General features: G+C 75.7%; 1 protein-coding gene. It reads right to left on the bottom strand.

Annotation, left to right across the window (positions count from 1 at the left end):
* Positions 1 to 37: 37 nt before the first annotated feature.
* On the bottom strand, positions 38 to 14,170 hold the full coding sequence (locus A8711_RS12380) for a type I polyketide synthase (RefSeq protein ID WP_069088281.1): 14,133 nt from the start codon (positions 14,168 to 14,170) through the stop codon (positions 38 to 40).
* Positions 14,171 to 14,172 lie beyond the last annotated feature (2 nt).

Raw genomic sequence — 14,172 nt, 5'->3', positions numbered from 1 at the left:
CTCCTTGTGTTGACCCGTCGTCGCAGCAGCGATCACGTCAGGACATCCCCAGCTCGCGGTCGATGAAGTCGAAGACCTCGTCCGGCGTCGCGTCCTGGAGCTTCTCGGCGACGGTGTCGCCGTCCGCCGGGGCGTCGGCCTCGTTGAGGGAGGCCAGCAGCGCCCGCAGCCGTTCGGTGATCCGAATTCGGGCGCTGCGGTCCGGCGCCGAGCCGGAGAGTGCCGCTTCCAACCTGTCCAGCTCACCGAAGACCGGTGCGACCCCGGCCACGCCGCCGTCGACGATCGCGGCCCGCACGTATTCGGCCAGCCCGRCGGCGGTCGGGTAGTCGAAGACCACGGTGGCGGGCAGCCGCACGCCGGTCGCCGCGGTGAGCCGGTTACGCAGCTCCACGGCGGTCAGCGAGTCGAAGCCGAGTTCGCGGAACGCCCGGTCCGGCTCGACGGCGTCCATCGAGGCGTGCCCGAGCACCGCGGCGGCCTGCCCGCGTACCAGCTCCAGCAGGGTCTTGCGTCGTTCGGCGTCGGTCTGCCCGGCGAGCAGGGCGGCCAGGGACTCCGCGGAGACGCCGGTGTCCTCGGCCCGCTCGGCGACGGCCCGCCGTGCCTCGGCCACACCCGCGATGAGCGGGCTGGGCCGCACGGCCACGAAGCCGGGCACGTAGCGGGCCCAGTCGATCTCGGTCACCATCGTCGCCGGCTCGCCCCGCGCGACGCACTGGGCGAGCGCCGTGAGCGCGAGCGCGGTGTCGAGGCGGGCCACGCCGGTACGCCGGCGGCGCTCCTCGACGGCCTGGTCGGTGGCGGCCATCCCGCCGGCCGCCCAGGGGCCCCAGGCGACCGAGGTGGCCGGCAGGCCCTGGCGGTGCCGCTGCTCGGCGAGCGCGTCGAGGTAGGCGTTGGCGGCGGCGTAGCTGCCCTGACCGGCGGCGCCGAGCTGGCCGGCCATCGCGGAGAACAGCACGAACGCGCGCAGTTCCCGCCCGAGGGTGAGCTCGTGCAGGTGCAGGGCGCCGAGCACCTTGGGTCGCAGGACGGTGGCGAGCCGGTCGGGGGTGAGCCCGTCGAGCACCCCGTCCTCCAGCACGCCGGCGGCGTGCACGACGCTGGTCAGCGGCGCGTCGGCGGGCACCTCGTCGAGCAGCTTGGCCAGCGCGGCCCGGTCGGCCACGTCGCAGGCCGCGACGGTCACCCGGGTGCCCGCCCCGGTCAGCTCACGGACGAGTGCCGTGGCGCCGGGGGCGTCCGCGCCGCGGCGGCTGACGAGCATCAGGTGCTCGGCGCCCCGGGCGGCCAGCCAGCGGGCCACCTCCGCGCCGAGCGCGCCGGTGCCGCCGGTGACCAGCGTCGTGCCCGGGTAGCCGGCCTCGTCGGTGGGTGCCTCCCCGCCGGGCGCGCGTACCAGCCGGCGGACGAGGACGGTGGCGCCGTCGACCGCTAGCTGGTCCTCGCCGTCGAGGCCGGCGAGGGCGGCGCAGAGCAGGTCCCAGCCGTGGTCGTCCAGGGTGGCCGGAACGTCGACCAAGCCGCCCCACCGCTCGGGGTGTTCGAGGGCCACGACCCGGCCGAGGCCCCAGAGCAGCGACTGCTCCGGACGGCCGGCGGTGCCGCCCCGGGTGGTGCCGGCGGCGCCCCGGGTGACGCACCACAGCGGCGCGGCGACGTCGAGGTCCCCGAGCGCCTGGATCAGCGCCAGCGACCGGGCGAGGAACGGCGGCACCGGCTGGGTGTCGTCGACCGCGCCGTCGGCGAGGGCGAGCAGGGACAGCACCCCGTCGACCGGAGCCGTTCCGCCGTCGGAGGTACGGGTGACACCGCTCAGGTGTGCGGTGAGGGCGGCCCGGTCGGTCAGGTTCTCCGGCAGCGACACCAGCCGGACGTCGGCGCCCCGGCGGGACAGCTCGGCGACGGCGGCCTCGCCCTCCTCCGGGTGCCGCGCGTCGGCGATCACCCACCAGGCGCCGGGGAGGAAGCTGACGGGCGTGCCGGTGTACGGCTGCCAGACGGTGCGGTAGCGCAGGTCGTCCAGGGCGGACCGGTTGCGCTGCCGGCGTCGCCAGGAGGCGAGCACGGGCAGGGCCCCGCCCAGCCGTTCCAGGGATTCCGTCGCGTCCTGCTCGGTGAGTTCCGCGAGCGCGGCCAGGTCCTCGCGTTCGACGGCCGCCCAGAACGCGGCGTCGACGCCGTTCGGGGTCTCCTCGGCGCCGTCCTGCCCGGTCACGGCGGTGGGCCAGAACCGGCCGCGGTCGAAGGCGTAGGTGGGCAGTGCCACCACGTCGGTCTCGGCGAGCACGGCCGTCAGGTCGACGGGCAGGCCGATCGCGTGGGCGGTCGCGAGGTTCGTCAGCAACCGCGTCGGATCGTCGTCACCACGACGCAAGCTGCCCAACGTATGCCCGCTCACGCCGGCGTCGTCCAGGATCGCCGTCACCGGCATCGTCAGCACCGGATGCGGGCTGATCTCCACGAACGTCGTGTGACCCGCCTCGACCGCCACCCGCACGGCGGCGTCGAACCGCACCGTCTGCCGCAGGTTGTCGTACCAGTAGTCCGCCGTCATCGAGGACGGGTCCACCCAGTCCCCGGTGAGGGTGGACACGAGCCGGACGTTGCCCTGTCGCGGCGTCACGTCGGCCAGGTCGGCGCGCAACCGCTCGGCGACCTCCTGCACCGCCGCCGAGTGCGACGCGTAGTCCACCGGGATCAACCGCGCCCGCACCCCGTCGACCTGGCACGACTCCACCAGGTCGGCAACCGGCTGCGGCGGACCCGACACCACGACCGTGGACGGGCCGTTGACCGCCGCCACCCCGACGCCCGGGAACGCCGGCAACCGCTCGGCGACCGCCTCGGCAGACAGGTCCACCGACGCCATCGTGCCGGTACCCCGCAGCACCGTCAGCGCCCGCGACCGCAACGCCACAGCCCTCGCCGCATCCTCCAACGACAAAATCCCGGCGACACAGGCCGCACCGATCTCACCCTGCGAGTGACCGACCACCGCCGCCGGGGTGACCCCGGCGTGCTGCCACACCGCCGCCAGCGCCATACCGACGGCCCACAGCACCGGCTGCACGACCTCCACCCGCGCCAGCCACGACTCGTCGTCACCGGTCAACACCGACACCAGATCCACATCCAGGTACGGCGCGAGAGCCCGCTGGCACTGCGCCAGGCGCGCGTCGAAGACCGGCGTACGACCCACCAGACCCGCCGCCATCCGCGCCGACTGCGCACCCTGACCCGGGAACACGAACACCGCACCCGCACCATGGGACACGGCGGCGCCGGCAACGACGTTCCCCGCCGGCGACCCCGACGCCAGAGCGTCCAGCCCCGCCAGCAACTCCTCCATGCCCGACCCGACCACTGCCGCCCGCTGGTCGAACACCGACCTGGTGGCGGCGAGAGACCAGCCCACCGCCGCCGTGTCGATGGCAGCGTGCGCGCGGACGTGGCGGGCCAGGCGGGCGGCCTGACCGGCCAGGGCGCCCTTCGACCGCCCCGACACCGCCCAGACGACGACGTCGGAAGCCACGAGCCCCGCGCTCCGGCCGGTGGCGGTCTCGGGTTCCGCGCTCTCGGTAGGCAGGTCCTCGGGCAGTTCGATGATCACGTGGGCGTTCGTGCCGGAGATGCCGAACGACGACACCGCCGACCGGCGCGCCCGGTCCACGGCCGGCCACGGCCGCGACTCGATCGCCAGCTCGACGGCCCCGGAGGTCCAGTCGATGTGCGGCGACGGCTCGTCCACGTGCAGCGTCGCGGGAACCACGCCCTCCCGCATCGCCAGCACCATCTTGATCACACCGGCGACGCCGGCGGCGGCCTGGGTGTGGCCGATGTTCGACTTGACGGAGCCGAGCAGCAGCGGCTCGTCGCGCTCCTGCCCGTACGTGGCGAGCAGGGCCTGCGCCTCGATCGGGTCGCCGAGCGTGGTGCCGGTGCCGTGCGCCTCGACCACGTCCACGTCGGCCGCGGAGAGCCGCGCCGAGGCCAGCGCCTGCCGGATCACCCGCTGCTGCGACGGGCCGTTCGGGGCGGTCAGCCCGTTCGAGGCGCCGTCCTGGTTGACGGCACTGCCCCGCACGATCGCCAGCACCTCGTGACCGTTGCGCCGCGCGTCCGACAACCGCTCCACCAGCAGCACGCCCACACCCTCGCCCCAGCCCGTGCCGTCCGCACCCGCCGCGAACGCCTTGCACCGGCCGTCAGCCGCCAAGCCCCGCTGCCGGGAGAACTCCACGAACAGCCCGGGCGTCGCCATCACGGTCACGCCGCCGGCGAGGGCCAGGTCGCACTCGCCACGCCGCAGCGACTGCACCGCCAGGTGCAACGCCACAAGCGACGACGAACACGCCGTGTCCACCGACACCGCCGGCCCCTCCAACCCCAACGCGTACGCCACCCGACCCGACACCACACTCGCGGCGTTGCCCGTTCCCGCGAAGCCCTCCACCTCGTCCCCCGCCACCATCAGCAGGGCCCCATAGTCCTGACCATTCGTGCCCACGAACACCCCTGTTCGCGAACCCCGCAGAACCCCAGGCTCAACCCCTGCCCGCTCGACCGCCTCCCACGAAACCTCCAGCAACAACCGCTGCTGCGGGTCCATGGCCAACGCCTCGCGGGGGGAAATCCCGAAGAAACCGGCATCAAACTCCGCCGCCTCGTAGAGGAAGGCGCCGCTGCGGACGTAGGAGGTGCCGGTGGAATAGGGGTCGGGGTCGTAGAGGCGCTCGACGTCCCAACCCCGATCGCCGGGGAGGTCCGACACCGCGTCGCGGCCGGCGTGCAGCATCTGCCAGAACCGCTCGGGATCGTTGGCCCCGCCGGGGAAGCGGCAGGACATGGCCACGATGGCCACCGGCTCGTCGTCGCCGAACGCCACCGGGGCGGCCTCGACGGCCACGGCGGCCTCCCCGCCCAGTTCCTCGTGCAGGTGCCGGGCGAGCGCGGTCGGCGACGGGTAGTCGAAGACCAGGGTCACCGGCAGCCGCAGCGAGGTGGCGGTGGCGAGCCGGTTGCGCAGTTCCACCGCGGTCACCGAGTCGAAGCCGAGGTCGCGGAACGCGTGGTGCGGGTCGACGGCCTGGCCGTCGGCGTACCTGAGGACCGTGGCCGCCTGGTCGCGGACCAGGTCGAGCAGCGCCTGCTGGCGCTCGGCGGCGCTCATCCGGGTGAACGCGCCGGCCGGGCCGGCCTCGTCGGTCTCCTTCGTCTCGGCCAGTCCCTTGGTGGCCTGCAACCGCTGCGCCTCGGGGATCTCCGAGATCAGCGGGCCGGGCCGGGTGGCGGTGAACGCGACGAAGAACCGCTCCCAGGCGATGTTCGAGATGGTCAGGAACGTCTCGTCGTGCTCGACGGCCTGGTGCAGGGCCGCGACGGCGAGCCGCGGCGGCATCTCGGGCGCGCCGTGGCGGTGCAGCATCCGGCCGAACTCGCCGTCGGCCATGCCGCCGCCGCCCCAGGCGCCCCAACCGATGGAGGTGGCGGGCAGGCCGAGGGCGCGGCGGTGCTCGGCGAGGGCGTTGAGGAACGCGTTGCCGGGGGCGTAGTTGCCCACGCCGGAGCTGCCGACGGTGCCGGCCATCGACGAGAACAGGATGAACGCGTCGAGGTCCAGCTCGCGGGTCAGCTCGTGCAGGTTCAGTGCGGCGGTGACCTTCGCGCTGAGCGCGTAGTCGACCTGGTCCAGCGTCAGCGAGTTGATCACCGAGTCGTCGAGCACGGCTGCGGTGTGCACGACTGTGGTCAGCGGGTGCTCGGACGGCAGGTCGGCGAGGACGGCGGCGAGCGCCGAGCGGTCGGCGGCGTCGCAGGCGGCGACGGTCACCCGGGCGCCCAGTGCGACCAACTCAGCCTCGAGGTCGGCGATGCCCTCGGCCTGCCGGCCGCGCCGGCTCACCAGCACCAGGTGGGCGGCGCCGTTGGCGGCGAGCCAGCGGGCCATGTGCCCGCCGAGCGCGCCGGTGCCGCCGGTGACCAGGGCGGTGCCGGAGGGCCGCCAGGCGCGCGGGGCGGGCGTGTCGCCGAGCGGGGCGTGCAGCAGTCGCCGGCCGAACGCGCCGGCCCACCGCAGCGCGACCTGGTCCTCCCCGTCGGCACCGGCGAGGACGCGCACGAGCCGGCGGCCGGCCGCGTCGTCGAGCTCGTCGGGCAGGTCGACGAGGCCGCCCCAGCGGTCCGGGTGCTCCAGCGCGGCGACCCGGCCGAAGCCCCAGGTGAGCTGCTGGAGCGGGTGCGGCAGCGGGTCGGCCGGGCCGGTCGCGACGGCGCCCCGGGTGAGGCACCACAGGGGCGCGCGGACGCCGGCGTCGCCGAGCGCCTGCACGAGGGTGACGGTGCCGGCGAAACCGACCGGCACGGACGGGTACGCCGGGGCGGGCGTCTCGTCGAGCGGCAGCAGCGACACGATCCCGGCGGGGCGGGGGCCGCCGTCGGCGAGGTCGCGCAGCCGGGCGGCGAGCGCCGCGCGGTCCGTGCGGTCGGCGTCCAGCGCCAGCGGTACGACGGTGCCGCCATGGCGCCGCAACGCCTCGGCGCAGAAGCCGGCCTCGGCCGCGCCGGTGTCGTCGGGGCCGGTCAGCAGCCACCAGGTGCCGGTGACGGCCGGCTCGCCGGAGGCGTCGGGGGCGACGGGCGTCCAACTGTCCCGGTACCGCCACGAGTCCACGGTGGCCTGGTCGCGGTGCCGGCGACGCCAGGCGGCGAGCACCGGCAGCACGTCGGCGAACGCCGTCTCCGGGACGGGCCCCGGCTCGGTCGTGGCGGAGAGTTCAGCCGTGAGCGCGGTCAGGTCCTCCGCCTCGACGGCCGCCCAGAACCGGGCGTCGACCTCGTCGTCGGCCACGGCACCGGCGGTCCCGACCGCGGGGGCGGGCGCGGTCGACGGCTGCGGCCAGTAGAGCTGCCGCTGGAACGGGTACGTGGGCAGGTCGAGGCGACGCCCGGCGAGGCCGGCGAAGGCGGGCCGCCAGTCCACGGCCGTACCTCCGGCCCAGACCTCGGCCAGGGCGCGCAGGAAGCGGCCGAGGCCGCCCTCGCCCCGGCGCAGGCTGCCGGTGACGGTGACCGCGTCCGGGTCGGCGGCGGCCAGCTCGACGCTCTCCTGCGTGGCCATCGTCAGCACGGGGTGGGCGCTGACCTCGACGAAGGTCTGGTAGCCGGCGGCGACGAGGCTGCGTACCGCTTCGTCGAAGCGGACGGTCTGCCGCAGGTTGCGGTACCAGTAGTCGGCGTCGAGGGCGGCGGTGTCAAGCCAGTCCCCCTCGACGGTGGAGCGGAACCGGACCTCGCCGGTGCGGGGCCGCAGCCCGGCGAGCAGTTCCAGGAGCTGCTCGCGCAGTTGCTCGACGTGCGCGGAGTGGGAGGCGTAGTCCACGGGGACGCGGCGCACCCGCACCTCGTGGGACTCGTAGTGGGCGACGAGCTCGTCGAGGGCGGCGCCGTCGCCGGAGACCACGACGGAGGTGGGTCCGTTGACGGCGGCCAGGGCGATGCGGCCGGCCCAGCGGGCGATCGTCGCGGTGGCCTCGTCGGCGGTGGTGGCGACCGAGACCATGCCGCCGTCCCCGGCGATGCCGGCGATGATCCGGCTGCGCAGCGCGACCACGGCCGCCGCGTCGTCGAGGGTGAGGCCACCGGCGACGTACGCGGCGGCGATCTCCCCCTGGGAGTGGCCGACGACGGCTCCGGGGCGCACCCCGTACGACTCCCAGAGCGCGGCGAGCGAGACGCTGACCGCGAACAGGGTGGGCTGCACGACGTCGACGCGCTCCAGCGACGGGGCGTCGGGCGCGCCGCGCACCACGTCGGTCGGTGACCAGTCGACGTACGGGCGCAGTGCCTCGGCGCAGGCGGCGAACGTCTCCGCGAAGACGGGGGCGGTGTCGAGCAGCTCGGCGGCCATCCCGGCCCACTGCGATCCCTGGCCCGGGAAGACGAACGCGACCTCGCCCGGCGTGCCGGGGGCGCGGGTGACGGTCTGCGGGCCGGGCCGGCCGGCGGCGAGCGCGTCGAGGGACGCGGCCAGGTCGTCGCGGTCGGCGGCGAAGACGACGGCCCGGTGGTCGTGGGCGGCGCGGGTGGCGGCCAGCGACCAGCCGACGTCGGCGAGCGCGTCGTCGTCCACTGTGCCGAGGTGCTCGCGCAGGTCCCGGGTGCGGGCGGTGAGGGCGTCGACGGTGCGCCCGGAGAGCACCCAGGGCAGCTCCCCGGTCGGCACGTCGGCCGCCGGTCCGGGCTCCGGCTCGTCGGCGGGGGCCTGTTCGAGGATGGTGTGCACGTTGGTGCCGCTGATCCCGAACGAGGAGACGGCGGCGCGGCGTACCCCGTCGGCCGGCTCCCACGGCCGGGCGGAGGTGAGCAGCTCGACGCTGCCGCCGGTCCAGTCGACGTGCGGGGTGGGCTCGTCCACGTGCAGCGTGGGCGGCAGCACCCCGTGCCGCATCGCCAGCACCATCTTCATCACCCCGGCCACACCCGCCGCCGCCTGGGTGTGCCCGATGTTCGACTTGATCGAGCCGAGCCACAACGGCCGGTCGGCGGGCCGGTCCTGGCCGTACGTGGCGATGAGGGCCTGCGCCTCGATCGGGTCGCCGAGGGTGGTGCCGGTGCCGTGCGCCTCGACGGCGTCCACCTGCTCGGCGGTGAGTCCGGCGTTCGCGAGGGCCTGCCGGATCACCCGCTGCTGGGCGGGGCCGTTGGGGGCGGTGAGGCCGTTGGAGGCGCCGTCCTGGTTGACGGCGCTGCCGCGCAGCACGGCGAGGACCGGGTTGCCGTCGCGGCGGGCGTCGGAGAGCCGCTGGAGCACCAGCAGGCCGACGCCCTCGCCCCAGCCGGTGCCGTCCGCGGCTCCGGCGAACGGCTTGCACCGGCCGTCGGCGGCGAGACCGCGCTGGCGGGAGAAGCCGACGAAGATGCCGGGGGTGGCCATCACGGTGGCGCCGCCGGCCAGGGCCAGGTCGCACTCCCCCGTCTGCAGGGCCTGCGCGGCCAGGTGCATCGCGACCAGCGACGACGAGCAGGCCGTGTCGACGGTGACGGCCGGGCCGTGCAGCCCGAAGGTGTACGCCAGCCGGCCGGAGATGACGCTGGCGGAGGTGCCGGTGGCGAGGTAGTTCTCGTCGACGTCCCCGGTGGCCATCAGCAGCGAGCCGTAGTCCTGGCCGTTGGTGCCGACGTACACGCCGGTGCGGCTGCCGCGCAGGGCGGTCGGGTCGATCCGGGCCCGCTCGAACGCCTCCCAGGTGGTCTCCAGCAGCAGCCGCTGCTGCGGGTCCATGGCGAGGGCCTCGCGGGGGCTGATGCCGAAGAACGCCGGGTCGAACTCGCCGGCACCGGCGACGAAGCCGCCCTCCCGGACGTAGCTGGTACCGAGGTGCTCGGGGTCGGGGTGGTACAGCTCGGCGAGGTTCCAGCCGCGCTCGCCGGGCATCAGGCTCAGCGCGTCGGTGCCGGTGGCCAGCAGGTCCCAGAGCTGCTCGGGCGAGGTGACTCCGCCGGGGAAGCGGCAGCTCATGGCGACGATGGCGATCGGTTCGCGGTCACGGCCGGTGCCGTCGGCGACCACCTCGCCGGTGGTGTGCCCGGCGGTGAGGCCGTGCAGGTGGGCGGCGAGTTCGGCGACCGTGGGGTGGTCGAAGACCAGCGTGGCGGGCAGGGTCATACCGGTCTCGGCGGTCAGCCGGTTGCGCAGCTCGACGGCGGTGAGCGAGTCGAAGCCGAGGTCACGGAAGGTGCGCTCGGGCAGCGGCCGCCCGGCCGGGTAGCCGAGCACGACGGCGGCCTGGGTGCGTACGAGGTCGGCGAGCTGCGGCAGGGACCGGCCGACCACCACGGCGCGGACGGGACCGGTGGGCACGGCGGGCACCCCGGGCAGGGCGGCGATCAGTGGCGTGGGCCGGCCCCAGGACGCGGCGAGGCGTCCCCAGTCGACGGCGGCGACGGTGACCGCCGGCTCGGCGGTGTTGACCAGCCGGCCGAGGGCGGTGACGGCCTCGGCGGCGGGGAGCGCGTCGACCCCGCCCCGGGCGAGCCGGGCGGTCAGGGCGGCGGCCATGCCGTCCTCAGCCCAGGCGCCCCAGGCGATGGCGGTGGCGGGCAGGCCCTGGTCGCGTCGCCAGGCCGCGAACGCGTCGAGATAGGCGTTGGCCGCCGCGTAGTTGCCCTGCCCGGCACTGCCGATGACGCCGGCGAGGGAGGAGAAGAGCACGAACGCGTCGAGGTCGCGGTGGGCGGTGGCCTCGTGCAGGACCCGGGCGGCGCGGACCTTGCCGTCGAGGACGGCCTGCATCCGGGTCAGGTCGAGCCCGTCGAGGACGCCGTCGTCGATCACGCCGGCGGTGTGCACGACGGCGGTCAGCTCCGGCAGCCCGGAGACCAGAGCCTCGACGGCGGCCCGGTCGGTGACGTCGCACCCCACCACCCGCACCGCACCCAACTCGGCCACCAACTCCGCCGCACCCGGCGCCCCCGGACCCCGCCGCGAGGCGAGGACCACCTCACCGGCCCCGTTCGCCAGCAACCACCGCGCCACATGCCGACCCAACGCACCCGTACCACCGGTCACCAGCACCGTCCCGGCAGGCCGCCACCCCACACCCACCGGCGGCACGGCCGGCACCAGCCGCCGGCCGAGGACGCCCTGGGGGCGGATCGCCACCTGGTCGTGCCCGGCGTCGGCGAGGACGGCGAGCAGCGCGTCGGCCGTGGCGCGGTCGGCGCGGGCGGGCAGGTCGACCAGGCCGCCCCAGCGGTCCGGCTGTTCGAGGGCGACGACCCGCCCGAGGCCCCAGGCCAGGGCGGCCCACGGGTCGGTGAGGGTCTCGCTGACCCCGGCGCGCACGGCGCCCCGGGTGAGGCACCAGAGCCGGCCGGGCAGGCCCGCGTCGGCGAGCGCCTGGGTGAGGGTGAGCAGCAGCGCGGCGCCGACGGAGACGGCCGGGGCGTCCGGCAGCGCCCGGTCGGTCGCGGGCAGCACGCAGAGCACGCCGGCCCAGCCCTGCTCGCCGTGGCCGCGCAGCAGCCCGGTCAGCTCGGCGCGATCGACGCCCGGGGCGACGGTCAGGGTGTCGACGTGGGCGCCGGCACCGGTCAGCGTGCCGGCCACCCCGGCGTCGTCGTTGTCGGCGGTGACGACGAGCCAGCGGCCGGTCAGCGCCGGAACGGCGGCGGGGCGTACGGGTTCCCACTCGACCCGGTAGGTCCAGCCGTCCACCACGGCGTCGCGCTGCCGGGCCCGCCGCCACGACGACAGCACCGGTACGGCCGGGGCGAGCGCCTCCACTGCCGCGGGGTCGTCCTGCACGGCCAGGTGGGCGGCGACCCCGGTCAGGTCGCCACGCTCCACGGCCGCCCAGAAGTCCCCCTCGGCGGCGTCACCCGGCACGGCCGTCACGGCGGTGCCGCCGACCTCGGGCCAGTAGCGCTGGTGCTGGAAGGCGTACGTGGGCAGGTCCACGCGGCGCGCGCCGGTGTCGGCGAACCACTGCAGCCAGTCGACCGCCACCCCGCGCACGTGCAGCTCGGCCAGCCCGGCCAGCAGCCCGTGCGCCTCGGGCCGGTCGGCGCGCTGCGCCGGCACGGCGAGCACGGCGTCGTCGGCGGGCAGGATGTCGGCCGCCATCGCGGTCAGTACGCTGCGCGGGCCGATCTCCAGGAACGTGTCCGCCCCGGCGGCGCGCAGCGCGGCGACCCCGTCGGCGAAGCGGACGGCCTCGCGGACGTGGCGCACCCAGTAGTCGGGCGTGCGGATCTCGTCGGCGTCGGCCAGTGCCCCGGTCACGTTCGACACGACCGGCAGCGACGGCGCGGCGAAGGTGAGCTTGTCGAGCACCGCGCGGAACCGGGCGAGCATCGGCTCCATCAGCGGACTGTGGAACGCGTGGCTGACGGTGAGGCGGCGGACGCGTACGCCCCGCTCACGCCAGACCCGCTCCACCTCGTCGAGGGCCTCGACGGCGCCGGAGACCACGACGGCCTGCGGACCGTTGACCGCCGCGATCCCCACTCCGGCCAACCCGTCCAGCGTGGCCGCCACGTCGGCCTCGGCCGCCGCGACCGCCAGCATCCCACCCCCGGCGGGCAGCGCCTGCATCAACCGGCCCCGCGCCGCCACCAACGCACAGGCGTGCTCCAGCGACAGCACCCCCGCCACGTACGCGGCCGTGACCTCACCGATCGAGTGGCCGCCGACCAGGTCGGGGGCGACGCCGAAGGACTCGACGAGACGGAACAGCGCCACCTCGACCGCGAACAGACCGGCCTGCGTGAACACGGTCTGGTCCAGCAGGTCGGCGTCGGCCGAGCCCTCGGCGGCGAAGAGCACCTCACGCAGCGGGCGCGGCAGGGCTCTGTCCAGGTGCCCGCACGCCTCGTCTAGGGCGGCGGCGAACACCGGGAACTCGGCGTACAACTCCCGGCCCATGCCGGCGCGCTGCGCACCCTGGCCCGAGAAGAGCACCGCGAGCTGGCCGCGCGGCGCGCCGGCACCGAGCACGACCGTACCGGCCGGTTCCCCGGCGGCGAGGGCGCGCAGCCCCGCGAGCAGGTCGTCGCGGCCGGTCGCGGACAGCACGGCCCGACGGTCCAGGGTGGATCGGGAGGTGACCGACGAGAAGGCCACGTCGAGCGGGCGGAGGGTGTCGTCGGCGGCGAACCGGGCGGCCCAGCGGCCGGCCTGCGCGGCGAGCGCGGCGTCGGAACGGGCGGAGAGCAGCACGGGGGCCACCGTGCGGGCCTGCGGCGTGGTCGGCTCGGCCTCGGCCTCGACCTCGGCGGGAGCCGGGGCCTGCTCGATGATGGTGTGCGCGTTGGTGCCGGAGACGCCGAACGACGACACGGCGGCCCGGCGCGGCCGGTCCACGGCCGGCCACGGCGTGACGGCGGTGGCGAGGGTGACGGCCCCGGCGGTCCAGTCGATCTGCGGCGACGGCTCGTCGACGTGCAGGGTGGGCGGCACGACGCCGTGCCGCATCGCCATCACCATCTTGATCACACCGGCCACGCCGGCGGCTGCCTGGGTGTGCCCGATGTTCGACTTCACCGACCCGAGCAGCAGCGGCGCGGCCTCGTCGCGGTCCTGCCCGTACGTGGCCAGCAGCGCCTGCGCCTCGATCGGGTCGCCGAGCCGGGTGCCCGTGCCGTGCGCCTCCACCACGTCGACCTGCTCGGGCGTGAGCCGGGCGTTGCCGAGGGCCTGGCGGATGACCCGCACCTGGGAGGGGCCGTGCGGGGCGCTGAGCCCGTTGGACGCGCCGTCGGAGTTGACCGCGCTGCCGCGTACCACGGCGAGCACCGGGTAGCCGTGCCGCTGCGCGTCGGAGAGCCGGGTGAGCAGCAGCATGCCGATGCCCTCGGACCACGAGGTGCCGTCCGCGCCGGCGGCGAACGCCTTGCACCGCCCGTCGGCGGCGAGACCGCGCTGCCGGCTGAAGCCGACGAAGACCGCCGGGGTGGGCATCACCGTCACGCCGCCCGCCAGGGCCAGCTCGCAGTCGCCGTTGCGCAGGGCCTGCGCGGCCAGGTGGATGGCGACGAGCGAGGACGAGCAGGCGGTGTCGACCGTGACCGCCGGCCCCTCCAGCCCGAGGGTGTACGCGACGCGGCCGGAGATGACACTGGTGGCGTTGCCGGTGAGCAGGTGGCCCTCGCCGTTCTCGGCCTGCGCCATCATGCCGTCGTAGCCGTGCGACGACGCCCCGACGAAGACGCCGGTACGGCTGCCCCGGACGGCCGGCAGCGGCAGCCCGGCCCGCTCGAACGCCTCCCAGGAGGTCTCCAGCAGCAGCCGCTGCTGCGGGTCCATGGCGAGGGCCTCGCGGGGCGAGATGCCGAACAGGTCGGCGTCGAAGTCGGCGGCGGAGTAGACGAAGCCGCCCTCGCGCACGTAACTGGTGCCCGGGTGGTCGGGATCGGGGTGGAAGAGGTTCTCCAGGTCCCAGCCCCGGTCGGCGGGGAACGGCCCGATCCCGTCGCCGCCGTCGTGCACGAGCTGCCACAGCGCCTCGGGGCTGTCGACGCCGCCCGGGTAGCGGCAGCTCATCGCCACGATGGCGATGGGCTCGGAGTCCCGGCTCTCCAGCTCGCGCAGCCGACGCCGGGTACGCCGCAGCTCCGAGGTCGTACGCTTCAGGTACTCGACGTACCTCTCGTCCTCGTTGCTCACCG

This window comes from Micromonospora sp. II (genome assembly GCF_001709195.1).
GTDB lineage: Bacteria > Actinomycetota > Actinomycetes > Mycobacteriales > Micromonosporaceae > Micromonospora > Micromonospora chalcea.
This window is presented reverse-complemented; position numbering and strand designations above follow the sequence as displayed.